The 25,938-nt window shown below is 66.1% G+C and carries 24 protein-coding genes and 1 tRNA gene; 13 read left to right on the forward strand and 12 right to left on the reverse strand.

Annotated features, from left to right (window positions below; genetic code table 11):
- Window positions 1-277: 277 nt before the first annotated feature.
- On the reverse strand, window positions 278-1,549 hold the full coding sequence (locus QX126_RS30765; RefSeq protein ID WP_315775359.1) for a cytochrome P450: 1,272 nt from the start codon (window positions 1,547-1,549) through the stop codon (window positions 278-280).
- 222 nt (window positions 1,550-1,771) lie between these two features.
- Window positions 1,772-3,067, reverse strand: coding sequence for a cytochrome P450 (locus QX126_RS30770; RefSeq protein WP_315786026.1), 1,296 nt, complete (start codon window positions 3,065-3,067; stop codon window positions 1,772-1,774).
- A 218-nt stretch (window positions 3,068-3,285) separates the two neighbouring features.
- Between QX126_RS30770 and QX126_RS30775 the strand changes: the two genes are divergently transcribed.
- The 3 genes from QX126_RS30775 to QX126_RS30785 all read left to right on the forward strand — a co-directional run bounded on the left by QX126_RS30775 (window position 3,286) and on the right by QX126_RS30785 (window position 6,920).
- Window positions 3,286-4,458: an isovaleryl-CoA dehydrogenase gene (locus QX126_RS30775; protein ID WP_315734243.1), complete on the forward strand. Its 1,173-nt coding sequence runs from the start codon at window positions 3,286-3,288 to the stop codon at window positions 4,456-4,458.
- 208 nt (window positions 4,459-4,666) lie between these two features.
- Window positions 4,667-5,800 carry a DUF898 family protein gene (locus QX126_RS30780; protein WP_315786064.1) on the forward strand — a complete coding sequence of 378 codons (1,134 nt, stop codon included), beginning with the start codon at window positions 4,667-4,669 and terminating at the stop codon, window positions 5,798-5,800.
- Window positions 5,775-6,920 (forward strand): M48 family metallopeptidase, encoded by a 1,146-nt coding sequence (locus QX126_RS30785; protein ID WP_315786028.1) that lies wholly within the window; start codon window positions 5,775-5,777, stop codon window positions 6,918-6,920. Before QX126_RS30780 ends, QX126_RS30785 begins: the two co-directional genes overlap by 26 nt.
- A 212-nt stretch (window positions 6,921-7,132) precedes the next feature.
- Here the strand turns inward: QX126_RS30785 and QX126_RS30790 are convergent, their stop codons facing one another.
- Both QX126_RS30790 and QX126_RS30795 read right to left on the reverse strand, forming a co-directional pair.
- On the reverse strand, window positions 7,133-7,873 hold the full coding sequence (locus QX126_RS30790) for a DUF2927 domain-containing protein (protein ID WP_315786067.1): 741 nt from the start codon (window positions 7,871-7,873) through the stop codon (window positions 7,133-7,135).
- Between the two features lie 122 nt (window positions 7,874-7,995).
- Window positions 7,996-8,568, reverse strand: a complete 573-nt coding sequence (locus tag QX126_RS30795; protein ID WP_315775356.1) for a L,D-transpeptidase — start codon at window positions 8,566-8,568, stop codon at window positions 7,996-7,998.
- Between the two features lie 278 nt (window positions 8,569-8,846).
- On the opposite strand from QX126_RS30795, the gene QX126_RS30800 reads away from it, so the two are divergent.
- Together QX126_RS30800 and QX126_RS30805 are read left to right on the forward strand one after the other, a co-directional pair.
- Window positions 8,847-10,394 carry an acetolactate synthase large subunit gene (locus QX126_RS30800; RefSeq protein WP_315734237.1) on the forward strand — a complete coding sequence of 516 codons (1,548 nt, stop codon included), beginning with the start codon at window positions 8,847-8,849 and terminating at the stop codon, window positions 10,392-10,394.
- 130 nt (window positions 10,395-10,524) lie between these two features.
- Window positions 10,525-11,040: a hypothetical protein gene (locus tag QX126_RS30805; RefSeq protein WP_315786030.1), complete on the forward strand. Its 516-nt coding sequence runs from the start codon at window positions 10,525-10,527 to the stop codon at window positions 11,038-11,040.
- Between the two features lie 118 nt (window positions 11,041-11,158).
- Here the strand turns inward: QX126_RS30805 and QX126_RS30810 are convergent, their stop codons facing one another.
- The gene (locus QX126_RS30810) at window positions 11,159-11,359 is read right to left on the reverse strand and encodes a hypothetical protein (protein WP_315775354.1); all 201 of its coding nucleotides are present in this window, start codon (window positions 11,357-11,359) and stop codon (window positions 11,159-11,161) included.
- A gap of 318 nt (window positions 11,360-11,677) precedes the next feature.
- On the opposite strand from QX126_RS30810, the gene QX126_RS30815 reads away from it, so the two are divergent.
- Window positions 11,678-11,995 (forward strand): hypothetical protein, encoded by a 318-nt coding sequence (locus tag QX126_RS30815; protein ID WP_315775353.1) that lies wholly within the window; start codon window positions 11,678-11,680, stop codon window positions 11,993-11,995.
- A gap of 130 nt (window positions 11,996-12,125) precedes the next feature.
- Here the strand turns inward: QX126_RS30815 and QX126_RS30820 are convergent.
- The 3 genes from QX126_RS30820 to QX126_RS30830 all read right to left on the reverse strand — a co-directional run bounded on the left by QX126_RS30820 (window position 12,126) and on the right by QX126_RS30830 (window position 14,509).
- A tRNA-Val gene (locus QX126_RS30820) sits at window positions 12,126-12,200 on the reverse strand.
- A 242-nt stretch (window positions 12,201-12,442) separates the two neighbouring features.
- Window positions 12,443-13,732, reverse strand: coding sequence for a hypothetical protein (locus tag QX126_RS30825; RefSeq protein ID WP_315786032.1), 1,290 nt, complete (start codon window positions 13,730-13,732; stop codon window positions 12,443-12,445).
- A gap of 132 nt (window positions 13,733-13,864) precedes the next feature.
- Window positions 13,865-14,509, reverse strand: a complete 645-nt coding sequence (locus QX126_RS30830; protein ID WP_315771790.1) for a DUF1134 domain-containing protein — start codon at window positions 14,507-14,509, stop codon at window positions 13,865-13,867.
- A 119-nt stretch (window positions 14,510-14,628) separates the two neighbouring features.
- Between QX126_RS30830 and QX126_RS30835 the strand changes: the two genes are divergently transcribed.
- On the forward strand, window positions 14,629-15,138 hold the full coding sequence (locus tag QX126_RS30835) for a YHS domain-containing (seleno)protein (protein WP_315786035.1): 510 nt from the start codon (window positions 14,629-14,631) through the stop codon (window positions 15,136-15,138).
- A gap of 14 nt (window positions 15,139-15,152) precedes the next feature.
- On the opposite strand, the gene cysQ is transcribed toward QX126_RS30835, so the two are convergent.
- Window positions 15,153-15,986, reverse strand: coding sequence for a 3'(2'),5'-bisphosphate nucleotidase CysQ (gene cysQ / locus QX126_RS30840; protein WP_315757408.1), 834 nt, complete (start codon window positions 15,984-15,986; stop codon window positions 15,153-15,155).
- A 236-nt stretch (window positions 15,987-16,222) separates the two neighbouring features.
- Here cysQ and chpT point away from each other — a divergent pair, with 236 nt between their 5' ends.
- The 6 genes from chpT (at window position 16,223) to QX126_RS30870 (ending at window position 22,985) form a co-directional block, all read left to right on the forward strand.
- A complete protein-coding gene (gene chpT, locus QX126_RS30845) occupies window positions 16,223-16,885 on the forward strand; it encodes a histidine phosphotransferase ChpT (protein WP_315734106.1) in 663 nt (220 codons plus the stop codon).
- Between the two features lie 242 nt (window positions 16,886-17,127).
- Window positions 17,128-19,923 (forward strand): hybrid sensor histidine kinase/response regulator, encoded by a 2,796-nt coding sequence (locus tag QX126_RS30850; protein ID WP_315757213.1) that lies wholly within the window; start codon window positions 17,128-17,130, stop codon window positions 19,921-19,923.
- A 26-nt stretch (window positions 19,924-19,949) separates the two neighbouring features.
- Complete coding sequence (locus QX126_RS30855) at window positions 19,950-20,420, forward strand: chemotaxis protein CheW (protein WP_172114528.1); 471 nt, start codon at window positions 19,950-19,952, stop codon at window positions 20,418-20,420.
- A 68-nt stretch (window positions 20,421-20,488) separates the two neighbouring features.
- Window positions 20,489-20,854, forward strand: a complete 366-nt coding sequence (locus QX126_RS30860; protein ID WP_006613312.1) for a PleD family two-component system response regulator — start codon at window positions 20,489-20,491, stop codon at window positions 20,852-20,854.
- 74 nt (window positions 20,855-20,928) lie between these two features.
- On the forward strand, window positions 20,929-22,119 hold the full coding sequence (locus QX126_RS30865; protein ID WP_315786038.1) for a chemotaxis response regulator protein-glutamate methylesterase: 1,191 nt from the start codon (window positions 20,929-20,931) through the stop codon (window positions 22,117-22,119).
- Window positions 22,116-22,985, forward strand: coding sequence for a protein-glutamate O-methyltransferase CheR (locus QX126_RS30870; RefSeq protein ID WP_315734099.1), 870 nt, complete (start codon window positions 22,116-22,118; stop codon window positions 22,983-22,985). The genes QX126_RS30865 and QX126_RS30870 overlap by 4 nt, the downstream gene beginning before the upstream one ends.
- Before the next feature lie 143 nt (window positions 22,986-23,128).
- Here QX126_RS30870 and QX126_RS30875 read toward each other — a convergent pair whose 3' ends face one another.
- From QX126_RS30875 to QX126_RS30885, 3 genes are all read right to left on the reverse strand, one after another.
- A complete protein-coding gene (locus QX126_RS30875) occupies window positions 23,129-24,214 on the reverse strand; it encodes a DUF2252 family protein (RefSeq protein WP_315786041.1) in 1,086 nt (361 codons plus the stop codon).
- Window positions 24,215-24,250: 36 nt separating this feature from the next.
- Window positions 24,251-24,475, reverse strand: coding sequence for a hypothetical protein (locus QX126_RS30880; RefSeq protein ID WP_315786044.1), 225 nt, complete (start codon window positions 24,473-24,475; stop codon window positions 24,251-24,253).
- A gap of 106 nt (window positions 24,476-24,581) precedes the next feature.
- Complete coding sequence (locus QX126_RS30885) at window positions 24,582-25,745, reverse strand: glutathionylspermidine synthase family protein (protein WP_315786046.1); 1,164 nt, start codon at window positions 25,743-25,745, stop codon at window positions 24,582-24,584.
- Window positions 25,746-25,938 lie beyond the last annotated feature (193 nt).

Here is a 25,938-nt window from a genome sequence, read left to right on the forward strand (position 1 = left end):
GTTCGTGTGCACCCGTGGTGCAGCGGATGATTTAGCCAGAAACGACCGTCGAAGCCCATTGAATCCCGGTGGACCCAGCCATGCCGTTATAGGCAGCTAAGGCCCCACGGTTCGAGACGCGCCGCAAGCGGCGCTCCTCACCATGAGGGTCTGGAGCCTCGCTCATCCAGGCGGGCCTTCACCCTCATGGTGAGGAGCCGCGTAGCGGCGTCTCGAACCATGAGGCCCGAATTCGGTCGACTGAACGAGTGTCCATTTGGAAGAGGTCGACTGGAGCTCACCCGGGAATCCGCACCGGCAGGCTCTCGTAGCCGCGCACGAAGCTGGAATAGACCCGCTTCGGCTCGCCCACGACCTCGATACGGTCGAAGCGCTTGAGGATCTCCTGCCAGACGATGCGCAGCTGCAGCTCGGCGAGCCGCATGCCGACGCAGCGATGGATGCCGAAGCCGAATGACAAATGGATGCGCGGCCGCTTGCGGTCGATGATGAAGGCGTCCGGATTCTCGATCACCTCCCCGTCGCGGTTGCCCGAGACGTACCACATCACGACGCGGTCGCCCTTCTTGATCGTCTTCCCGCCGAGCTCGGTATCGACCAGCGCGGTGCGGCGCATGTGGGCGAGCGGCGTCTGCCAGCGGATCACCTCAGGCACCATGGTCTCGATCAGCGCCGGATTGTCGCGCAGCTTCTGATACTCGGCCGGGTTCTCGTTCAGCGCCAGCACCGATGCCGTCATGGTGTTGCGCGTGGTGTCGTTGCCGCCGACGATGAGCAGGATCAGGTTGCCCATCAGATTGTCCGGCGTCATGTGCCGCGTCGCCTCGCTATGCGCCATCATCGAGATCAGGTCGCGGCCAGGCTCGGCCTGGCGCGCCTTCCACATCCGGCCGAAGGTCTCGGCGCATTCGCCGAGCTCGCGGCGGCGCTCCTCCTCCGACGAGACGATGCCGCTTTTGGGCAGCGCGGTCGAGACGTCGGACCAGCGCGTCAGCTTGCGGCGTTCCTCGAACGGGAAATCGAACAGGGTCGCCAGCATCTGCGTGGTCAGCTCGATCGAGACCTTCTCGACCCAGTTGAAGGTCTCGTTGCGCGGCAGCGAATCCAGCACCTTGGCCGAGCGCTCGCGGATCAGCACCGCCATCTGGTCGAGATGGTCGGGCGTGAACATCGGCGACACCGTCTTGCGCTGCTCGCCATGAACAGGCTCGTCCATCGCGATGAAGCTCGGCCATTCGTATCCGGGCGGCACGTCTCGGATCATGATCCCGCCATTGCTGACGTCCGAGGAGAAGATCGCGTGGTTGGTGTCGACATGCATGATGTCGTGATAGCGCGTCACCGACCAATAGGGCTCGATTGGCGCCTTGGTGCAGTAGTGCACCGGCGCCTCCTTGCGCAGCCGCTCGAACCACGGCCAGATCGTGTCGTTCTGGAACAGCCGTGGTGCGCCAGGATGGAAGTCCTCGATCGGGGTGGAATAGGCCTCGAGGCGCGCGTCGCGCAGCAGATCGGCCTTATCGGAGCGAAGCGCGGCCTGGGCGGTCATGGGGGGCGTCCTTTGCTAAACAGTCGCTCGACAATCGAGACAAGTCATAAGTCTGCTCGCCTGTCGTCGCGAGCAGGACGCGTAGGGTGGGCAAAGCGAAGCGTGCCCACCGCGTTTCGCGCCAATCGAAAGATGGTGGGCACAGCGTTCGCGCTATGCGCGACCGCCTTTGCCCACCCTACGGGACCGTTCGTGTCGGACCCGATTCGTCTTCAATACAACTTAAGCCGCAATCCTGACCGGCAATGCCTCATATCCCTTCACGAAGCTCGAATAGACCCGCTTTGGCTCCTCCATCACGTCGATATGATCGAATCGCTTCAGGATTTCCTCCCAGATGATCTTGAGTTGCAGTTCGGCCAATCGCAAGCCAACGCAGCGGTGGATGCCGAAGCCGAACGACAGATGCTGACGCGGTCTGATACGGTCGATGATGAAGTCGTAGGGGCGTTCGATGGCGGCCTCGTCGCGGTTGCCCGAGACATACCACATCACGACCTTGTCGCCTTTCTTGATCTGCTTGCCACGGAACTCGATGTCGAAAAGCGCGGTGCGGCGCATGTGGGCGAGCGGGGTCTGCCAGCGGATGACCTCGGGGACGAAGCTGTCGATCAGCGCGGGGTTATCCTTGAGCTTGCGGTACTGATCCGGGTTCTGGCTGAGCGCATAGATGCTGCCGGACATGGTGTTGCGCGTGGTGTCGTTGCCGCCGACAATCAGGAGCACGAGATTGCCGAGGAAGTTCTTCGGATCCATGTTCCGCGTCGCCTCGCTGTGGGCCATCATCGACAGCAGGTCGCTCTTCGGCGGCTGGTTGACGCGCTCCTGCCAGAGCCGCGCGAAATAGCGCGCGCAGTCCATCAGCTCGGCCTGCCTTTCATCCTCGGTCGCGACCAGCCCGTCCGGACCCGGGATGGTGGTCGCGATATCCGACCAGCGCGTCAGCTTGCGGCGGTCCTCCCAGGGGAAGTCGAACAGCACCGCCAGCATCTGCGTGGTCAGCTCGATCGAGACACGATCGACCCAGTCGAACACCTCGCCAACAGGCAGATTGTCCAGGCATTCGGCGGAGCGCTTGCGGATGTTGATCGCGAGCTCGTCGAGATGTGTCGGCGTGAACATCGGCGCCACGGTCTTGCGCTGCGCGGCATGGCGCGGCGGATCCATCGCGATGAAGCTCTCACGGCGCAGGTCGGGGTCGACGTCGCGAATGGTGATGCCGCCGAGCGCGGACGCCGAGGAGAACACCGCGTGGTTGGTCTCGATCTCCATGATGTCGTCGTAGCGGGTGATCGACCAGTAGGGGCCGAACATGGACTCCTTGCAGTAGTGCACCGGATCCTCGCGACGCAGCCGGTCGAAATAGGGCCAGTGCGTGTCGGTACGGAACAACTCCGGATGACCGGGGTCGAATTCGGCGAGCGGCAACGATGCGGCGCGACTGGCGGCCGCGTCGTTGACGCGCTCGCCTGCTGCGGCGTGTCGCTGTGCCTCGGCCGTCGTGGTGGTCCCGTGCATGGACGTCTCCCTGATGGCCGGATTCTAGCTGTCCGGCGATGTCGGGCGCGATTACATCCTGCCCGGGAGCGCGGGGCAAGCGCGGAGTTTGGGCCGCCGGGCCGGTCTTGCGTCGCAACTCTGGTATTTGTCCGGACGTCGGGCGTGACAAGCGCCACGTCACGGAATATGGCTTTGAGCGATTGTTGCAAAGCAGAAGACTAGCAGGAGGCCGCCCCATGATCGCCAACGCGCAGCGCATGTTCAATTTCGATCTCGGCGAGACTGCGGACGCAATCCGCGAGACGGTGGCGAGCTTTTCGCAGGAGCAGATCGCGCCGCGCGCCGCCGAGATCGACCGCTCCAACCAGTTTCCGCGCGACCTCTGGCCCCGCATCGGCGAGCTCGGCCTGCACGGCATCACCGTCGAGGAGGAGTATGGCGGGGCGGGTCTCGGCTATCTCGAGCACTGCATCGCCATGGAGGAGATCTCGCGCGCCTCGGCCTCGGTCGGCCTGTCCTACGGCGCCCACTCCAATCTCTGCGTCAACCAGATCCGCCGCAACGGCAACGAGGCGCAGAAGCGCAAATATCTGCCCAAGCTGATCTCGGGCGAGCATGTCGGGTCGCTGGCGATGTCCGAGCCGCAGGCCGGCTCCGACGTGGTGTCGATGAAGACGCGCGCCGACAAAAAGGGTGATCGCTTCGTCCTCAACGGCAACAAGATGTGGATCACCAACGGTCCGATCGCGGAAACGCTGGTGGTCTATGCCAAGACTGATCCGCAGGGCGGGCCGCGCGGCATCACTGCCTTCATCATCGAGAAGGGCATGAAGGGCTTCTCGACCGCGCAGAAGCTCGACAAGCTCGGAATGCGCGGCTCCGACACCTGCGAGCTGGTGTTCGAGGATTGCGAGGTGCCGGAGGAGAACGTGCTGGGGCAGGTCGGCCGCGGCGTCAACGTGCTGATGAGTGGCCTCGACTACGAGCGCGCGGTGCTCGCCGCAGGTCCGCTCGGCATCATGCAGGCCTGCATGGACGCTGTGCTGCCTTACGTGCATGAGCGCAAGCAGTTCGGCCAGCCGATCGGCACCTTCCAGCTCGTGCAGGGCAAGGTCGCCGACATGTACACGACGATGAACGCCGCGCGCGCCTATGTCTATGCGGTGGCCAAGGCCTGCGATCGCGGCGAGACCACGCGCGAGGACGCGGCGGGCGCGATTCTGTTCGCCGCCGAAAAGGCGACGCAATGTGCGCTCGATGCGATCCAGCTGCTCGGCGGCAACGGCTACATCAACGACTATGCGACCGGGCGGCTGCTGCGCGACGCCAAGCTCTACGAGATCGGCGCCGGCACCAGCGAGATCCGGCGCATGCTGATCGGGCGGGAATTGTTCGACAAGACGTCTTGAGGTGCCGACCAAGCGGTTGGCGCATGCGGGACATGCGTTCGCCAACCGGCCGGATGCAGATATTTTAGTCATCCTCGTCGAGGCCGGTGTTTTTTTCCGGCCGACTTGCGTAGAAAATACGTCGAACCTCGGAGTCGTCCCGGCGACGAACAATCGAGGTATATTGTAGATCTTTTGCGTGTGTCGGAGGCCCTGAGCCGTGAACCAGATGAGTTACGTTCCGGAGCAGCTGCCGCCGCTTCCGCCTCTCACCGCCACCTTCTCAGGTGCGCGTGGCGAGTTCTTCCGGCTGGTCAGCCGCGGGGCGGCCATCGAACTGATCACACTGGGCTTCTACCGGTTCTGGCTCGCGACCGACATCCGCCGGCATCTCTGGGTCAACACGGCTGTCGACGGTGATGCCGCAGAATATACCGGGCGCGGCAAGGAGCTCCTGATCGGCTTCCTGTTCGCGATGGCGATCCTGGTCCCGATCTATCTCGCCTATTTCCTCATCGGCGTCGAGGCCGAGCGCTACCAGGGCTTCGCCAGCGTGCCGCTGGTGATCGCCTTCTACGCCTTCGGCCAGTTCGCCATCTTCCGCGCGCGCCGCTACCGGCTGACGCGCACGGTCTGGCGCGGCATTCGGTTCTGGATGACGGGTTCGGGCTGGGCCTATGCCGGGCGCGCCATGCTGTGGACCTTGTTGACGGTGGTCACGCTCGGGCTGGCCTGGCCGTGGCGCGCCGCCGCGCTCGAGCGCTACAAGATGCGACATTCGCACTATGGCGATCTCAGCGGCGACTTCGAGGGACGCGGCTGGGAGTTCTTCAAGCGCGCCTGGTATCTGTGGGTCATCGCGCCGTTTGCGCTCGTGCTGTTTCCGTTGTTTCCGTTCGTCTATGCGCAGTTCAAAGCGATCGAGTGGCGCTGGTGGCTGTCGGGCATTCGCTTCGGCGGCGTGCGTCTGGAATCGGACCTGCCCGGCAATGCGTTCTATGGTCTCTATTGGAAGGTGATCGGCTGGTGGTTTCTGCTGTCGATCGCCTCCAGCGCCTATTTCGGCGGTGTCGCCGCGCTGATGCTCAGATTGCTGGGGCCGGGGAGTGACGGCCGGCCTCAGGCGCAGGCGCTGTCCGACAACGTGCCGATGCTGGTGCTGGTCGGATTGGGCTACATCGCCTGGATCCTGGCGCTCAACGTCGTGATGCGGCTCTATCTGGTGCGCGACATGTGGGCGACCGTGCTGCAGTCGGTTCAAGTGCATGGCATCGAGGCCATGGCCAATGTCGCCGCCAGGGGCGATCTGGCCAGCGCGCTCGGCGAAGGATTTGCCGATGGACTCGACGTCGCCGGATTCTGATCCCGGGCAGGTGGCCGCTGCTGCGCCGGCCGCCGCCACGCCGGTCGAGCCGGCCGCTCCGCTCGGCGGCCCTGCGGTCTATTTCGACGGCCTGTCCAACCGGCGGCAGACGGTCACGATCGGCTTCGCCAATCAGCTCGTGATGCGCAGCGCCGACAATTTCGTCTCCTGGCCCTATGCCGACATCCGCCGCGTCGACGGCCCGAGCGGCACGCTGCGCGTGAGCTGCCTGTCGGCATCGCCGCTGGCACGGCTGGAGATCCGCGACGCGGCGTTGTCGGCCGAGCTGATCGCGCGCTGCAGCCATATCGACCAGAACAGGATGACCCGCGGCGCCATCGCGCGCATCGTCGGCTGGTCGCTGGCCGCCGTCGCCTCGATCGTCGCCGTCGTGCTGGTGGTGATTCCGTTCGCATCCGATCGGCTGACGCCCCTGGTGCCGCCGACCATGGAGCGGCATCTCGGCGAGGCCGCCGTGGTGCAGATCCAGACCGTGTTCGGTGACAAGCTTTGCGGCGAGGCGGCCGGGCAGGCCGCGTTCGCCAAGCTGGTGTCGGCGCTGCGCCGCCCCGCCGGCCTCGACGACAGCATCGCGTCGCAGGTGCTGGATACGCCGATCCCCAACGCCTTCGCGTTGCCGGGCGGGCAATTCTTCCTGTTCAGGGGGCTGCTCGACAAGGCCAATGACCCCGACGAGGTCGCCGGTGTGCTGGCGCATGAGCTCGGCCACCTCAAGCACCGCGACAACCTGCGGCAGCTGATCCACAATGGCGGCAGCTCATTCCTGATCGGCCTGCTGTTCGGCGACGTCACCGGCGCGGGCGCGGCGATCTTCGCCTCGCGGGCCATGATCAATGCGTCCTATTCGCGCGAGGCGGAGGCGGCGGCGGACGGTTTCGCGATCGACGTGATGCACAAGCTCGGACGGCCGACGCGCCCGATGGGCGAATTGCTGTTTCGCATCACCGGCAAGGAGGACGGCAAGCGCCCGTCGCTGTGGGCCAGCCATCCGCTCAGCGAGGACCGTCTCGCCCGCATGCGCGCCGAGGACCGGCCGCCGAGCGGCCCGCCGCTGCTGAGTGCGGAGGAGTGGCGGGCGCTGAAGGGGATTTGCAAGTAGCCGCCGGCGATCCGGCGCCTCACGCACGGCTGGTCGGGACGATCGACCCTCTCTCATCCGTCATTGCGAGCGCAGCGAAGCAATCCAGAGGTCCGCGGCGGCAAGATTCTGGATTGCTTCGCTGCGCTCGCAATGACGGGGTGAGAATGGTGCGCGTCAGCTTCGATGCGGGGTGAGCGACGGTACTGCTGGTGAGATGGCAGCGCCGACACCTATTCCGCCAGATTGTTCGTCTTCCTCACCCAGGCGCGGACATCCGTCAGCACGTCCGGCAGCACGGCCTTGACCTCGGCGAGCGTCATGCCGGCCTTGACGCGCGGATCGTACAGCAGATTGAGGATGTACTGGTCGTAGACGTCGAAATAGCCCATCGAGACGTTGTCGTTGAACATGGTCCAGGGCACGCTCGAAGTGTCGTTGATCGGCCCGAGCGACTGCAGGAGCTCCTCATAGGCGCAGTCGAGAAAGACGAAATCGCCGTTGTCGACGGTGAGGATGACGTCGGAATGCTCGATCTCGAACGCCTCGTTCTTGCGGAAGCCGGACAGGCATTGCGGATCCAGCGAGGTCTTGATCTCGCGCGCGCGCTCGCTGCCATAGGATTGGCTGATGGTGTGGTAGAGATCGCGGTCGCGCACCAGCTTGACGCGGACATTGGCGTCGCCGTCGGTGTCGGTCATCGCAATGTCGAGGTTGCGGATGCGCGCGGCGATGTCGCTGACGACCTTGGCGAGCTGCGCCTTGCGATCGGCGCGGCGGCCATCGGCGAACACCCGCACCGGTGCGCTGTACTTCCGGATGCGGTCGACCCGGCCCGCCAGGTGATACTCGGCGCCGAACGCGGTCTTGAAGAAGCCGTCGGTGATCTCGGCGTCGGTGAAGCTCTTCTTCTCGATGCGCTGGCGGGCGGCGATCGCCGGAATTTCGGTGGTCGACGCCGGCAGCGGGACCATCGCGGTCACAAGCGCAGCCAGCGCGGCCGCCACCGCGCTCCGCAGGGGGCGCCAGGAGCACGGATGCTCGTGGCGAGGATGCGCGCTGTGACATTGCCTCATCGTCGTGGTCGAGTGCGGCTCTAGTTCTTGACGATCACGGTCGTGCCAACCGAGACGCGGTCGTAGAGGTCGGCGACGTCGTCATTGGTCATGCGGAAGCAGCCCGACGATACCGCCTGGCCGATCGTCTCGGGCTCGTTCGAGCCGTGGATTCGGTACAGCGTTGAACCGAGATACATTGCGCGCGCGCCGAGCGGGTTCTCGATGCCGCCGGCCATGTGGCGCGGCAGGTCGGGCCGGCGCCGCAGCATCTGCGACGGCGGGGTCCAGGCCGGCCATTCCTTCTTGGCGGTGATGCGGTGCACGCCGCTCCAGCGGAACCCGTCACGGCCGACGCCGATGCCGTAGCGCAGCGCCTGGCCGCCCGGCAGGACCAGATAGAGCCGGCGCTCACTGGTGCTCACGACGATGGTGCCTGGCGCATACTGGCTCTGGAACATCACGGTCTGGCGCGGAATCGGGCTGACACCGCTCTGATAGAAGTTCGGCCCGCCGCCGAAGAGGTCCCTGGTGTCGAACATTTCCGCCCGCGCCATCCCGGCGCTTGCCACCGACGCGACCGCAGCAATTCCCAAAGCCAAACAGCGCTTCATTTCCGTCCCCTGGCAAACATCAAATTCCGTTCGCAGACAGGCCATAAACGGTTGCACTACGCAACCCACGGCGGCGTGAGGCCGGTATGTGGCGACGGTCCGTGACCCAAATCCCACGGACAATCGCGCGCGTCCTGGACCAACATCCTGTTAGCCAAGCCCGCGCATGAGCACCGTGGCGATGGCAGCAATGCGGCCAGCCCCTTTGACGCCGCGGGCGAACAATGATTGATCTGCCCAACATTGCAAATAGCGCGCGGAATCAGCAGGAGAACATGATGAACGGTGCGGAAAGCCTGGTACGGACCCTGGTCGCAGGGGGCGTTGACGTCTGCTTTACCAATCCGGGCACCTCCGAAATGCACTTCGTCGCCGCGCTCGACCGCGTCGAGGGCATGCGCTGCGTGCTCGGCCTGTTCGAGGGCGTGGTGACCGGCGCCGCAGATGGCTATTTCCGCATGAAGGGCACGCCGGCCTCGACGCTTCTCCATCTCGGTCCTGGCCTGGCCAACGGCCTCGCCAACCTGCACAACGCCAAGAAGGCGCGCTCGGGCATCGTCAACATCGTCGGCCAGCACGCGACCTACCACATCGGCTTCAATGCGCCGCTGACCTCGGACATCGAGGGCCTGGCGCGGCCGATGTCCGATTGGGTGCGGACCTCGCCGAGCGCCAAGGCCGTGGCTGCCGACGGCGCCGCCGCGATCGCCGCCGCCAAGAGCGCGCCGCCGCAGATCGCCACCCTGATCCTGCCCGCTGACACCGCCTGGAACGAGGTCGACGGCATTGCCCAGGTTCCGGGAGAGGCGCAGCGCCCGAGCTATTCGGCTGACGCGGTCGAGAAGGCCGCGAAGATCCTGCACGCCCACGGCCCCGAGACGCTGGTGCTGATGACAGCGGGCGCATTGACCGAGCAGGCTCTGACCTTCGCCCAGCAGATCGCCGGCAAGACCGGCTGCCGCGTGATGGGCCAGACCTATCACCCGCGCATGGCGCGCGGCGCCGGACGGTTCTCGATCGACCGCATCCCTTACGTGATCGAGCAGGCGCTGCCGATCCTGAAGAACTACAAGCATATCGTGCTGGTCGAGGCCAACGACCCCGTCGCCTTCTTCGCCTATCCGAACAAGCCGAGCATGCTCAAGGCCGAGGGCACCGAGGTGCACCGCATGACCGCCTGGGGCGAGAACTCGGCCGCCGCCCTCGAGGCGCTCGCCGGCCATCTCGGCGCCAAGGCCGCCGACGTTAAGCCGCAGCCGCTCGCCGAGCTGATCAAGCCCACCGGCGCGTTGAACCACACCACCATCGCCCAGGCGATCGCCTATGCGATCCCGGAGAACGCGATCATCGTCGACGAATCCATCACCACGGGCCGCGGCTTCTTCCCGCCGACGGCGGCCGCCAAGCCGCATGACTGGCTGCAGAACATGGGCGGCTCGATCGGCTTCTCGACCCCCGTCGCGACCGGCGCCGCGGTGGCCTGCCCGGACCGCAAGGTCATGTGCCTCGTGGGCGACGGCAGCGCGATGTACACGATCCAGTCGCTGTGGACCCAGGCGCGCGAGAACCTCAACGTCGTCACGGTGGTGTTCGCCAACAGGATCTACCAGATCCTGCGCGGCGAGTTCGACGGCGTCGGCGCCGGCGAGCCGGGCCAGCGCGCCCAGGACATGCTCAAGATCGACCGTCCGACGCTCGACTTCGTCGCCATGGCGAAGGGCATGGGCGTCCCCGGCCGCGCCGTCACCTCGGCCGACGAGTTCAATGCCGCGCTGGCCGAGGCGAACGCCGAATATGGTCCGCGCCTGATCGAAGTGCAGATGTAAATCCGCAACGCTGGCGGCCGCAAAAGGGCCGCGGGCCGAGGGAAGGCGCATCGCCTCATTTATGGGGTTGGCGACTCACGCCGATCGCGTGTTGATGGTGAGGTGTCCTTCTCTCCTGTATCTGAGCGGCATGCACAGTGAATTGAACCGGCTGATCTCTGCGCTGCAGGAGTTCTATGCGCGCGAGCGCTTCATCCTCGACCGTGATCTCGGCGAGCGCGCCTTGACGCATCGGCTGGCGGTGCATCTCGAACGCAACTTCCTGGGGTGGGACGTCGATTGCGATTACAATCGGCTCGGCGACCGCGCCATGCTGCTGCCGCGTGGCACCATCGTCTCGACCGACGATGAGCTGGGAAAATCGGTCTACCCGGACATCGTCGTGCACAAGCGTGCCGTGCCCGACAATCTGCTGGCGATCGAGGTCCGCAAGGCCGGCAACCACCAGCCGCTGGCGCATGACCGCCACAAGCTGATGGCGCTGACCGATCCGCATCTGTGGTTCGCCTATTGGATCGGCGTGCTGGTGATTCTCGACCGCCGCAGCGTGATCACGCCGGAGGTCTATGTCGGCGCCCGGATCGATCCGGCATTGTCGGCCTGGTTCGCGGGGCGATTGCAGCAGATGGGACTCGCCGCCGGCTGAGACATCTCGCAGAAGAGGTGTGCGATCGCGGTCGACACGAATGAACAAGGGCCGCCCCTGAGAGGAGCGGCCCGATCTCGTCGCGCATGTGGAGCCTGCGGACAGGCGCGCCCACGCCCTACTTCGACATGGCGTCGCCGGACGACTTCTTCGCCGACTTCTTCTTCGTCTTGCTCATCTTCATGTCGTCGCCCCCGCCCATGGCGTCGCCGCTCTTCGCCGACTGGCCGGTGGTCGTCATCGGCTTCTCCGTGGACTGGGCAAGAGCGGCCGTCGAGACGAACGCGAGGGCGGCGGTGGCGATGATCAGTTTACGCATGCGGAAAACCTCCGAGGGTTGGAAACGCGCCGGACCATAGGCGAATTCGAGCGCGGCGTTCTGACGCAGGAATCAGGAAAACGTGAGAGCTCCGCCCCGCAAAAGCCGCCTTGCGCCGTCCCCGCGGAGGTAGCAGGTGCATTCTGTGACTGATGTGCTGGATGCAGGGCGCCCATGCGCGGACGAACGAGGTCAAAATGGCCGGGTGCGGCGATCCAATTGCCTCGATGCACATTCGATGCGTAGCCGCGGCCGTTGCTGCGACGTCGGCCTCTGGTCCAAATGGAATAGCTTCGGGCTTCATGGGGGGAGAACGGAATGTCGAACAACCTGAGCGCGGTCCGCTCTTCCGAGGAGATCGAGACGCTCGCGCGCGATGCAGTCGCCGACGCTCGGGCGGAGCGTCGCGAGCAGGCGTTGCAGAAGCTCGCGCCGTTGCGGAAGGCGCAGACCTGTCAGCGCGAAGCGGCCATGGTGCTGCTGTGGGTGGTCGATCATATCTGCCTGCCGCGGGACGTCGCGGCCGGGATTCTCATGGAGATCGCGCGATCTCACGACGAGGACGCCGACATTCTCGCCAGGGAAGCAGCTCGGACTACCGGTCGACATCGGCCGCTTCAGCCTGCCGGAATGTGAACTCGGCCAATGCAAGGTCAAGCTCGCCGAGCGTCCGCTGGCGGTGCCCCGATCGTCATCATGCGATGGCGGTATGGGCCCCAGATGGACGGTAGTAAACACGGAACTGACGCGCAAATTCAGAGGTCAATGGTGGGCGCACAAGGGATCGAACCTTGGACCTCTCCCGTGTGAAGGGAACGCTCTCCCGCTGAGCTATGCGCCCGGATCCTGGTGGCTGCCGGCCGTGGGGCCGTAAGAGGCAGCTGCCGAAGCAGTCCGTCGGAGCCCGCGATTTACGAAGCGCGGGCAGGGGGTGTCAAGGATTTGCGGCGCCGCTGGCGAGGAAAACTGCCGGGGTGCGGTGGCCCGTCCTCGATAGGGGCCGAAACCGGCCCTCTCGCGGGCCGGCCTCCATGCTGAAGCGAGGGGCAGATATCCGCCGCACTCGGCGCCGATCCGGCGGCCTCAGGCCCCGAGCTGCCGTGCTCGCGAGGCATGAGACTGCAGCGCGCGGATGCGGTCGGCCAGGGTGCCGCCTTGCGGACCGCCTGCGCCGGCTGCAGCGGCCGGAGCCGCGGCGACGCCATTGGCGTTGGCCGGCTTGGCGGGGGTCGGCTCGGCGGCCAGCATGGCTTCGATGGTCGAGTTCGGGCCCTCGATCTGCATTGCGAGCTTGGCGACCTCGGCGGCGATGTCGTTGATGCGCTCACGCAAGAGCGCGTTCTCCATCCGCTCCTGGGCCCAGGTGCTCTCGGCCTGCTGCTGGATCGCGTTCATCTCGCGCTGCAGCTTGGTGCGCTCGTCGCGGGCGGCCTGCAATTGCTCTTCGAGGGCGGCCTTCTCGGATTTGAGCCGCTCGAATGCGGCCGACTTGCCGCTGCCGAAGCCGGCCAGCTCCTCGCGCAGCTCCTTCAAGGCGCGGTCGGCGGCCACGTTGGCCTCGCGCAACTGGTTGTTCTCGAAATCACGTTCGGCAAGCAGCTTGCCCTGGGTCGACAGCCGGCCTTCGAGGTCGGCGACGCGGGTCGCCAGCATCTCGGCTTCCTTGACCTGGACGATCAGCTGGCGGTCGAGCTCGGTGACGCGCTGGCTGAGATTCTCGACCCGCGCGCGGGCGTCGTTGAGCGCCTTGGTCGCGGTGTCGGATTCGTCGCGCTCCAGCGCGAGCCGCGTCTGGGTCGCGGAGAATTCCTTCTCGGCGTCGGCCACGCGGCTGCGCAGCTCCTCGACCTGGGTCCTGACCGACACCAGCTCGACCTGGCGGCTGTCCGCCAGCAGCGCCTTGTCGTTGAGCTCGGTGCTCAGCCGGACCAGCTCGGCCTGCTTCTCCTTCAGCGCCTGCTCGGCGGCGCGCAGCGCCTCGGTCTTGGCGGCGAACTCCTCTTCCGTGGCGCGGAGCTGGTCCTTGAGCGCCTTCTCGCGCGCCTCCAGCGCGAAGATCGCGGCGTTCTTCTCGCCGAGCTCGATCTTCATGCGGTTGATGGCGTCGGTCTTCTTGCCGAGGTCGGCGAGCTGGCCGGTGGCCTTGTTCTTGAGCGCGTCGACGCTCATCTCCAGCCGCCGCGCCGACATCGCGAACTCCGCGCGCAGCTGGTCCTTGTCGGCCTGGATCTCGGCCATCGACAACGGCGTCGCCGCCTCGAGCCGGCGCGTCGTCAGCCGCACCGCACGATTGTGCACCAGCGGCACGATCATCAGCGCACAGAGCATGGCGATCAGAAAACCGATCGCAAAATACATGATCGGCTCGACCATGACGCACAACTCCCGGTCCAAAATGATTAACGGAATCACAATGCACGGCGGGCTGATTCAACGCCAGCCCAATGCCGTGTTAACCTTGATCCGTCGCGGGAGAACGTGTCCTAGCGGTACCAACCGGCGACCTCAGAACGGGTTCCAGGTCGCACTTGGGGTGAACTTGAGGTAGCCGACATTGGCGCCGAGCCGCAGGCCGATCCCGGATCGGATCGGCACCAGCACGATGTTGTTGGCGGTCAGCGCCGTCATGCCGAAGCCGCCGACGATATAGGCCGAGCCGTCGATGCCGACGAAGCGCTGATAGATCGCGCTGGTGGCCGGCAGGTTGTAGACCAGCGTCATGGTGCGGGCGCCGTCGCCGCCCCAGTCGAAGCCGAGCGAGGGGCCCTGCCAGTAGACGCGGAGGTCGCCGGCGTTCTTGGTGTAGAGCGTGCCCTCGCCGTAACGGAGACCGGCGACGAAAGCACCGGCGCCTTCCTCGCCCAGGATATAGCCGTTCGGCAGGCCCCATTGGCTGACGGCGCGCTCGATCACCGAGGCGAGGCCGCGCGAGACGTTGCCGAAGAAGCGATGGCCGGCATTGACGAGCTCGTCCGGATTGAAGCTGTCCGGGCTCGGCGCAGGGCGCGGCGGCGGTGCGGGCTGCTGATACGGCGGCGCAGCCTGGTAGGGCGGCGCAGCAGGCGGGGGCGCCTGCTGCGCGGCGACCGACGCGGTCATGGCCAGCACGGCCGCTAACGTGGCGGCGGCAAGGCGTGATGCGAAACTCATCGATGGAAATCCCCTGCTATCGGCTGCCCGAGCCTCGCCTTAACCTGACGCCAACCCCATCGGGCGATTGTCGGGCGAGGGGCGATGCCCCTGCGACTCCCATGTTATCGGCATCAACTATGACCGCACAACGGCAACAACCGAACCGGACCGGATCAAAGTCGCTGTTTCGCCTTGTAATTGCCGCTATCGCGCTCGCTGCGCTGCTGCTGCCGGTCGGCGCGCCGGCGGCCACGACGCAGCGCATCATCTCCGACCGCTTCAGCGGGCTGGCGATCGACGGCTTCGACCCCGTTTCCTATTTCGTCGATGGCAAGGCCCTGCTGGGACTGCCGGATTTCGAGGCGTCCCAGGATGGGGTGGTCTGGCGGTTTCGCAACGAGGGCAATCGCGCCTCCTTCCTGGCCCATCCGGAGGTCTACGGCCCGCAATTCGGCGGCTACGACCCGACCGATGTGGCTCGCGGCGTGACGGTGGCCGGCAACCCGCGCTTCTTCGTCGTGGTCGAGGAACGGCTGTTCCTGTTCAACCGCGAGGAAAGCCGCGACGCCTTCGCGGCCGACCCGAGCCGCTATCTGCCGCGGGCGGAAGCCCGCTGGCCGGCGCTGGAGGAGGATCTGCCGCAGTAGGCGGTAGGGCTGTCTCAAATCCTCACCGCAGCCGGGTCGCCCCAGGCGATGAAGGACGGCACGATGAAGCCGTCGGGGCGCTCGCCATAGCGCAACGGCGCGCCGGTCTCGCTGGTGACGGTGCCGCCGGCGGCTGCGACCACGGCATGGCCTGCCGCCACGTCCCATTCCGAGGTCGGGCCGAGCCGCGGATAGATGTCGGCCAGACCTTCGGCGAGCCGGCCGAACTTCACGGCCGAGCCGAGCGGCAGGCGCACCGCGCCCGGACGTGCCGCAATGAAGGCTTCGGTGCGGGCATCGCCATGCGACCGGCTGACCGCGGCGACCCATGCCGCGCCCTGCGGCGGCATCGGCCGGGTGCGGATCGGCTCGGCGGCCGCCAAACCCGCCTCCGTGAACGACAGCCGCTCGGCGCCACGGCCGACCAGACCGCGCCAGATCTGGCCGATGGCCGGCGCGCAGACGATGCCGAGCAGCGGGCTGCCGCCGGTGACCAGCGCCAGATTGACCGTGAACTCGCCGCGCCCAGCGACGAACTCCTTGGTGCCGTCGAGCGGATCGATCAGGAAGAAGCTGCCATTGAACGGTCCTGCGCTCGCCCCGACCCGCTCCTCCGACAGCGCGGGAATCGCGGGCGCCAGCCGTGCCAGCCCTTCGGCAATGACCCTGTCGGCGGCAAGATCGGCCTCGGTGACCGGCGAGCCGTCGGATTTGTCGGTGACAGCCATGGCGCGGCGGTTGACGGCGAGGATCGCGTAGGCCGCCTCGACGACGAGCTCCGTCAGGGGCGTCATCAGCGCGGCGGCGGCCTCGACCTCGACGGTTCCTGCAGTCGGTGCCGTCGTCATTGCGCGGTGCTCCTTCCGGCCGTTCCGTACGCAGCTTGCATCATCGTATCCTTGTTCTGGCGCCGGCGCATCCGGGTACGGCCGTTCGCACGTTCATTGAGCTGCGGCTGCCGGGAAAACCGCTACGTACTTTCCCGTGTCCCGCCCTCAGTCCGGTGGCGGTCCATGCTTTCGCAGTGTATCAAGCGTTAACGCAAGCATGATTCGCCCAGGTTCGCGGATTTCAGGAACATCGAATGTCCGGCACGTCCTCTCCCGAGATCGCCAATCCGATTCCCGCTCCCGATACGCTCGAACTTGCCGCTCTGCTCTGCTCGAAGGTCTGCCACGACCTGATTAGTCCGGTCGGCGCGATCGTCAATGGGCTCGAGGTGCTCGACGACAATCCGAAGCCAGAGGATCGCGACTTCGCGCTGGAGCTGATCCGCAAGAGCGCCAAGACGGCGTCGGCGCGGCTGCAGTTCTGCCGCCTCGCCTTTGGTGCGGCCGGCTCTGCGGGCGCGCAGATCGATCTCGGCGACGCCCAGACCATGGCGCGCGGCCACATCGAGGACGCCAAGACCTCGATCACCTGGAATCTGCCGCGGCTGCTGTTGCCCAAGAACCGGGTCAAGCTGCTGCTCAACATGATGGTGGTGGCGCAGCAGACGATCCCGCGCGGCGGCATGCTGACCGTCGACCCGATCGGCGACGGCGAGTCCATGAGCTTCCGCGTCGCTGCCACCGGGCTCAATGCCCGCCTGCCGCAGAACATCGTCAATCTGCTTGGCGGCGAATTGCAGTCGACCATCGATGCCCACGCGGTGCAGCCCTACTACACCCGTCTGCTCGCCGATGCCTGCGGCCTCAAGGTGACGCTCACCGCCGACGGTAACGCGATGGTCGTGCAGGCGGCCTGATCTGGCAGACGTCCTGCCGCGTCAGTCCTGCGACCTCGTGTCGTGGGACAGACGCAACAATCCATTCACCATGGTTAATCAAGCCTTGCCGATGGGTCCGAATTTGTCCGGATGCATCTTATCTCTTTGTTGAGTCCGTTCATTTGCGCTTACTCAACTAATATTAAACGCTTTGCACCGAAACTGGCCACGGTTTGAAGGGCGCGTCATGTCGCGTTCCGTTGCGTGCGAAGGCCAGTTTCATGGATGACCTGTTGCGTGAGTTTCTGACGGAGACCAGCGAGAGCCTGGACACCGTCGATAATCAATTGGTGCGGTTCGAGCAGGAGCCGAACAACGCCAAGATCCTCGATAACATCTTCCGGCTGGTGCACACGATCAAGGGGACCTGCGGCTTCCTCGGCCTGCCGCGGCTCGAAGCGCTGGCGCATGCCGCCGAGACCCTGATGGGCAAGTTCCGCGACGGCATGCCGGTCACCGGCGAGGCCGTGACGCTGATCCTCACCACCATCGACCGCATCAAGGACATCCTCGGACAGCTCGAGGCCAACGAGGCCGAGCCCGAGGGCGAGGACCGCGACCTCATCAGCGAGCTCGAAGCCATGGTCGAGCGCGGCATGGCGGCAATGGCCGCGTCGGCGGAGCCGATCGCGATGGCCGGCGAGACCGCGCCACCGCTTGCGCCTGCAGCGCCGGCCGCGCCCGCGGTCACGCACGGCTCGCTGATCGACCAGACGCTGGAGCGTCCGCTGCGTCCGGGCGAAGTGTCGCTCGACGAGCTCGAGCGCGCCTTCCGCGAGACCGCGATCGAGTTGCCGCCCGCGCATGAGAAGGCGCCTGAGCCCAAAGCCGCTGCCCCGGCGCCGGTCGCCAAGGCCGGGCCTGCCAAGGCGGAAGCAGAGGCCAAGGCCGAGGCGCCGAAGAAGGCGGCGCGCGCCAAGGCCAATGCCGATGGCGAGGTGCACGAGAACGACAAGGTCGCCAACCAGTCGATCCGCGTCAACGTCGACACGCTCGAACATCTGATGACGATGGTCTCGGAGCTGGTGCTGACGCGCAACCAGCTGCTCGAGATCGCCCGCCGCAACGAGGACACCGAGTTCAAGGTGCCGCTGCAGCGGCTGTCCAACGTCACCGCCGAGCTGCAGGAGGGCGTCATGAAGACGCGCATGCAGCCGATCGGCAATGCCTGGCAGAAGCTGCCGCGCATCGTCCGCGACCTCGCCACCGAGCTCGGCAAGCAGATCGAGCTCGAGATGCACGGCGCCGACACCGAGCTCGACCGCCAGGTGCTCGACCTGATCAAGGACCCGCTCACCCACATGGTGCGCAACTCCGCCGATCACGGCCTGGAGACGATGGCCGAGCGTGCCGCGGCCGGCAAGGCCGAGCAGGGCACCATCCGGCTGTCCGCCTATCATGAAGGCGGCCACATCATCATCTGCATCGCCGACAACGGCCGCGGCCTCAACACCGAGCGCATCAAGGCCAAGGCCTTGGCGAACGGCCTCGTCACCGAGGCCGAGCTCGAGAAGATGACGGAAGCGCAGATCCACAAGTTCATCTTCGAGCCGGGCTTCTCGACCGCGGCCGCCGTCACCTCGGTCTCGGGCCGCGGCGTCGGCATGGACGTGGTGCGCACCAACATCGACCAGATCGGCGGCACCATCGACATCAAGTCGGTGCTCGGCGAGGGCACCTCGGTCACCATCAAGATCCCGCTGACGCTCGCGATCGTCTCGGCGCTGATCGTCGAAGCCGGCGGCGACCGCTTCGCGATCCCGCAATTGTCGGTCGTCGAGCTGGTGCGCGCGCGCGCCAACTCCGAGCACCGCATCGAGCGCATCAAGGACACCGCGGTGCTGCGCTTGCGCAACAAGCTGCTGCCGCTGATGCATCTGAAGAAGCTCTTGAAGATCGACGACGGCTCGTCGACCGATCCGGAGAACGGCTTCATCGTGGTGACGCAGGTCGGCAACCAGACCTTCGGCATCGTGGTCGACTGCGTGTTCCACACCGAGGAAATCGTGGTCAAGCCGATGTCGACCAAGCTGCGTCACATCGACATGTTCTCGGGCAACACCATCCTGGGCGACGGCGCCGTGATCATGATCATCGATCCGAACGGCATTGCGAAAGCGCTCGGCGCCGCCGGCTCGGCCTCGCAGGCGGTATCCGACGAACACGCCGCGCATCACGCGATCGGCGGCGAGCAGCTCACCTCGCTCCTGGTGTTCCGCGCCGGCACGGCGCAGCCCAAGGCGGTGCCGCTGGCGCTGGTCACGCGCCTGGAGGAGATCGCGGCCGACAAGATCGAGATCTCCAACGGCCGCTACATGGTGCAGTACCGCGACCAGCTGATGCCCTTGGTGCAGATGGAAGGCGTGTCGGTGCAGACGTCGGGCTCGCAGCCGATCCTGGTGTTCGCCGACGAGACCCGGGCGATGGGCCTCGTGGTCGACGAGATCATCGACATCGTCGAGGAGCGGCTCAACATCCAGGTATCCGGCGCCAAGGACGGCATCCTCGGCTCGGCGGTGATCAAGGGCCAGGCGACGGAAGTGATCGACGTCGGCCACTTCCTGCCGATGGCGTTCGCCGACTGGTTCATCCGCAAGGAGATGGCGACCGAGTCGCAGACGCAGTCGGTGCTCTTGGTCGACGACTCGCCGTTCTTCCGCAACATGCTGGCGCCGGTGTTGAAGTCGGCCGGCTACAAGGTGCGCACGGCGGCGTCGGCGATCGAGGGCCTCGCCACGCTGCGTTCCGGGCACAGCTTCGACATCGTCGTCACCGACATCGAGATGCCGGAGATGAACGGCTTCGAGTTCACCGAGGCGATCCGCGCCGACCAGAACCTGAACCAGATGCCGGTCATCGCGGTGTCGTCGCTGGTGTCGCCGGCGGCGATCGAGCGCGGCCGCCAGGCCGGGCTCTACGACTACATCGCCAAGTTCGACCGTCCCGGCCTGATCGCGGCGCTGAAGGAACAGATCGAGGAACGGGCGCGCGCCGAAGCCAACCGGCGGGCCGCGTGACAGCAAGCGGACAGGAGCAGCGTGCGATGAGCAGCAAGATCGAAACCACCGAAGGCGCCGCCGTCGAATACGTCACTGCGATGATCGGCGGTCAGCTGTTCGGCCTGCCCATCTCGCGGGTGCAGGACGTGTTCATGCCGGAGCGGGTGACGCGGGTGCCGCTGTCGTCGGCGGAGATCGCCGGCGTCCTCAACCTGCGCGGCCGCATCGTGACCGTCGTCGACATGCGGGCGCGGCTCGGCCTCGCCCGCGCCGAGGACGGCAAGCCGCCGATGGCGGTCGGCGTCGATCTGCGTGGCGAGTCCTATGGTCTCCTGATCGATCAGATCGGCGAGGTGCTGCGGCTGCCCGAGGAGAGCCGGGAGGAGAACCCGGTCAATCTCGACCCGCGCATGGCGAAGCTCGCCGGCGGCGTGCACCGCCTCGACGGTCAGCTGATGGTCATCCTCGATGTCGATCGCGTGCTCGAGCTCGCAGCAGACAAGATGGCGGCCTGAACACTGCAATTTGAGGGCGGCGGCGCATCAGGCGTCGTTGCATTGGATCCTGACCTCGTGAGGCTGATATGAGAACGTGTCTGGTAGTTGACGATTCCAGCGTCATTCGAAAGGTGGCGCGACGCATTCTGGAAGGTCTGGATTTCCAGATCGTGGAAGCGGAGGACGGCGAGCAGGCTCTGGAGATCTGCAAGCGGGGCCTTCCCGATGCGGTGTTGCTCGACTGGAACATGCCCGTCATGGACGGCTATGAGTTTCTCGGCAATCTCCGGCGCATGCCCGGTGGCGACGCGCCGAAGGTGGTGTTCTGCACGACCGAGAACGATGTCGCGCACATCGCGCGCGCGCTGCACGCCGGCGCCAACGAGTACATCATGAAGCCCTTCGACAAGGACATCGTGACCGCGAAGTTTCAGGAAGTCGGGCTGATCTGATCTCCGTTGCGTGCGGCGGTCCCGTGGTCGTCCGGGCTTGCCGTCACCCCGTGCCTCTGTCCTGTTGGTGAACTATGAGCGTCGCGTTGGCCAGTTCTTCGATCCCGAGTTCGATCAGGCAGGAACCTCTCCGGGTGATGGTCGTGGACGACTCCGTCGTCATCCGCGGCATGATCTCGCGTTGGATCGCGTCTGAGCCCGACATGGTCGTGGCGGCGTCGCTGCGCACCGGCCTTGAAGCCGTGAACCAGATCGATCGCGTCAATCCCGACGTCGCCGTGCTCGACATCGAGATGCCCGAGCTCGACGGCATTGCCGCCCTGCCGAAGCTGCTTGCCAAGAAGAAGAACCTCGCCGTCATCATGGCGTCGACGCTGACCCGCCGCAACGCGGAGATCAGCTTCAAGGCGCTGTCGCTCGGCGCGGCCGACTACATCCCGAAGCCCGAGAGCACGCGCGAGGCCTCGGCGGCCGACAATTTCCACTACGATTTGATTCAGAAGATCCGCAATCTTGGCGCCAAGGCGCGCCGCGCCGCTCCTGCTCCGCATGCGCCGGCCGCATCGCCGATCGTTCCGCAAGTCCAGGGGCTCCGGCCTGCGCTTGCATCGCGGCCGATGGTCGCCCCCGTGGCGCCCGCCGTGCCGACCCAGCTGGCGCGCCGCTCCTTCAGCACGCAGATGCCGAAGGTGCTGCTGATCGGATCGTCGACGGGCGGCCCGCAGGCGCTGATGTCGCTGGTGACCGAGCTCGGTCCCGTGATCGACCGCTTTCCGGTGCTGATCACCCAGCATATGCCGCCGACCTTCACCACCATCCTCGCCGAGCATCTGGCGCGCTCGAGCCGCCGACCGGCCCACGAGGCCGTCGACGGTGAGGTGGTGAAGCCGGGTCAGATCTACCTTGCCCCCGGCGGCCGCCACATGCGTGTGGCGCGCCATGGCGCCGATGTGGTGATCGCGCTCGACAACGGTCCTCCGATCAATTTCTGCAAGCCCGCCGTCGATCCCTTGTTCATGTCGGCGATCGAGGTCTGGCAGGGCTCGACCCTGGCCGTGATCCTGACGGGCATGGGCTCCGACGGCATGCGCGGCGGCAAGGACATCGTCGCCGCCGGTGGCAGCGTGATCGCGCAGGACGAGGCGACCAGCGTGGTCTGGGGCATGCCGGGCTCAGCCGCCAATGCCGGCATCTGCGCGGCCGTCCTTCCCTTGAACCAGATCGGGCCGAAGCTGGTCCGTCTGTTTGCTGGAGACCGTTCGTGACACCCCTGGACTATGAGTTCTTGCGTAAGGTCCTGAAGGATCGCTCCGGCCTCGATCTGTCGGCCGACAAGCAGTACCTGGTCGAAAGCCGGTTGCTGCCGCTGGCCCGCCGCGCCAACCTGCCGGGCATCCCGGAGCTGGTGCAGAAGATCAGGAGCGGCGCGGAGCAGCTCACGACGCAGGTGGTCGAGGCGATGACCACCAACGAGACGTTCTTCTTCCGCGACAAGATTCCGTTCGATCATCTCCGTGAGGGCATCCTGCCGGCGCTGATTCAGTCGCGCGCCAATCGTCGTTCCCTGCGCATCTGGTCGGCCGCCTGCTCGACCGGACAGGAGCCGTATTCGATCGCGATGTGCCTGCGCGAATTCGGTCCCGCTCTGGCGGGCTGGCGCATCGAGATCATTGCCACCGACCTGTCGCAGGAGGTGCTGGAGAAATCGAAGGCCGGCCTCTATAGCCAGTTCGAGGTGCAGCGTGGATTGCCGATCCAGCTGCTGGTGAAATATTTCACGCAGCTCGGCGAGCTCTGGCAGCTCAGCGCCGACATCCGCGGCATGGTCCAGCATCGCCAGCTCAATCTGCTGCAGGACTTCTCGCATCTCGGCAAGTTCGACATCATCTTCTGCCGCAACGTGCTGATCTATTTCGACCAGGAGACCAAGGCCTCGATCTTCGAGCGGATGGCCAAGGTGATGGAGCCGGACGGCACGCTGCTGCTGGGAGCCGCCGAATCGGTCGTCGGCATCACCGACGCGTTCAGGCCCAACCAGGAGCGGCGGGGTCTGTACCAGATCAATCCGGTGCGCAGTCCGCGCGGTGGCGCTGCGCTGCTGCCCGGCCTCAAGGTGGTCGCTGCTCGCTGACGTTTGCGCTGGGGGCGGAGACATCGCCGGAACATCCGCCGGCGTCGGCCGTGCGGCCGGACTGACCGGTGTGTGATGAAGGTCGGGCTCCGGTCGGTGCTTCCTCGTCCTCGCCGTATCGGCCCTCACGTCGAGCGCTGAACTCAGGCCCGTCGGCACCACACGTCGTAGTCCCTCTCCGTCGCCTCGCGTGCGGCGTGGGAAGCTCTGCGCAGCCAGCCCGAACCGCGTTTCCTGAGATCCGCCGCGATGGTGCCGCTGACGCGACCGTCAGCCGCATGGACGGAGGCGAGCTCCGCGCCCATGCCGCGCAGAAGGACGAGCTTGAGGTCGGCGCCGGCCTCCTTGCCGAGGTCGATCTTGCGCGCATCGGCCGACAATCGCCGAACGACGTAGTCCCCCTCATCGGTCCGGTAAACGCGGAGGAATGGATCGGGCGCGCGATGGGCTCCATTCGAGAGTTCAATGAACCTGTGCTGAGGCGCCGGCTTCCGTTGCGGCTTGTCCTTCGCCCAGGTCCAGGCCGAAGGGACCAACGCCTTCGCTTCGCGCACGACGCGGCCGCCGCGCCATGTTGCGACGACGACGAAGCGTGGACGTCCCAGGCTGCCGCCGCCGGCGGCGCGGCGGAAGAATCTCGGCGTCTCGCCCGTCCCGGGAAGGCTGCCGAGGAGCAACTTATGGACGGCGGAAGGAATTGCATCCGCCGGCTTCAATCCGTCGATCTCGTCCCAGAATTTTCGCCGGCACTGATCCGAGCATTTGACGTAGGAGCGGATCCACATCTCATGGTCGTCGAGCAGCGCCGGCCCTGGCCTTTGAAGTCCGTGGCGATAGCCTTCCAGGATCGCGTCTGCCGCATCGCGGTTGCCGATCTCCATTTTCGGCGCGAGCTCGACGCTGGTCGTGAGTCGGACCAGATCGAGGACGTAGGGCATCACCGCGGCTTCGTCGAAATCATTGACGCCCCACACCCAGCGCCCGTCGGCGTCGCGCCACGTGCCGAAATTCTCCAGATGGATGTCGCCGACGCAGAGCGCAGCTGGTGCGTCGGTGAGCTCGGGGCTGGTCTCGGCGATGCGCCGCGCCCAGCGGTAGTACGTCGCCCGCAGGAAGATGAAGGGGCTCTTTCGCATCCGCTCGTGCTTGGTGAGGAGGTCGTCCTCGACCACTGCGCATTGGCTGCGAAGCCAGGCCTCGTAGGCCGCGGTATCTTCGATGATGGACACGCGATGCCTCCGGATGTGCCGGGCCCGAGCGAAGCCTTATGAGTTGCGCTGATGCCGAACGAACGTGGCCTCGCACATCGCGCGCAGCGCGCGCTTGTCGAACGGCTTGGCGAGCCGGGGCAGGCCGCGGATATCCGGCGGAAACAGCGTCGCATCGTCATGGCCCGAGGTAGTGACGATCTTCAGCTCGAGCGCAATCAGGCCCTCGTCCTCGGCGACCAGGATCCGCAGGCCTTCGAGTTCGGAGTTGTCCGTCGCCATGCCTCATCCCGACTATGCGCGCCGATCCGGCAGGGAATTCCCCTCGGTCCTATCTAGTGCTCCGGAACCGCGTGTCGAGGCGCTTTCGCTGGCTGTCGTCAATATCCTACAGGATTGCATGCGGCAAAAAGCGCGAGCGGTTGCCGGTGATCGGGCTCGTGTCCTCGCGGATCGACAGGCCGCATGGCTCGTGGTCGACGAGCCAGCTGCCGATCACCGGGAACACGCCGCCGAAATCCGGCAGCGGCGCCACCGCCTGGCGGATGTAGCCCTCGGCGCCGTAGGGCCCGTCCTGCGCGGAGACGGCGACGCCGTCGGACACCAGGCTGACATTGGCGCCCTCGCGCGAGTAGATCGGCTTGCGCACGAAGCTCGAGCCGAGGCTGGCGGCCTTCGGATCGTCCTCGAAATAGGCCGGCAGCAGGTTCGGATGGCCTTCGTGCATCTGCCAGAGCAGCGGCAGGATGCCCTTGTTGGACAGGATGGCCTTCCACGGCGGCTCGATCCATTGCGTCGGCGCTTGCGCGAGCTTGGCGCCGAACGCATCGCGGAACATCCATTCCCAGGGATAGAGCTTGAAGGCGAGCGCGATGTCGCCGTCGTCGAGATCGACGAAGCCGCCGCCGGTCTCGCGCCAGCCGATGTCGGCGACATCAAGGATGGTTGTCGACAGGCCCGCTTGGGCTGCCGTGTCGGCCAGATAGACCAGGGTCGCAGTGTCCTCGGCGTTGCCGGTGAGGCCGGCCAGATGCACGCGGCGCTGCCTGCCCAGGGCGCGCCAGCGCTCGATCAGCCGCTCGTGGATCGAGTTGTACTGGTCCGCACGCCCCGGCAGGATGCGCCGTTCGATCGCCTGCTCCAGCCAGGTCCATTGGAACACCGCAGCCTCGAAGATCGAGGTCGGCGTGTCCGCGTTGTATTCGAGCAGCTTCGCCGGCGCGCGGCCGCCGTGATAGCTGAGGTCGAACCGTCCGTAGAGGCTGCCGTCCCTTCGCTTCCAGCTCTCCGCCAGCAGCGGCCAGACCGCTTGCGGGATCTTCAGCCGGCGGAGCAGCGCCTCGTCGCCGATGACGCGTGCGACCAGCGCGAGGCACATCTGCTCGATCTCGGCCGTCGGCTCCTCGATGCCGAGCTCGATCTCGGCGATCGTGAACGCGTAGTAGGCTCGCTCGTCCCAATAGCGCTCGCCGTCGAGTTCGTAGAAGGCGAATCCGCATCGTGCCGCCGTCTCGCGCCAGTCGTCACGTTCGGGGCAGGGGATGCGCTGCATCGGCGTCAGCCTAACGCAGCGGCGATCATGCCGTGCCCGTGGCAACGGGGCGCAGCACAGCCGAGGCCCTCATCGCTGATGCGGCCATGACGTCGTCCGCGCGGTCCAGGCGCAAGCTCGCGCCCGGCACCGTACGATTGTTTGCTACCAAAGCGCGGCGAGGTGGCGGCGGCCACCGCAGCCGTCATAGTCG

The sequence above is a fragment of the Bradyrhizobium sp. SZCCHNPS1003 genome, assembly GCF_032381555.1.
In the GTDB taxonomy this organism is placed as follows: domain Bacteria; phylum Pseudomonadota; class Alphaproteobacteria; order Rhizobiales; family Xanthobacteraceae; genus Bradyrhizobium.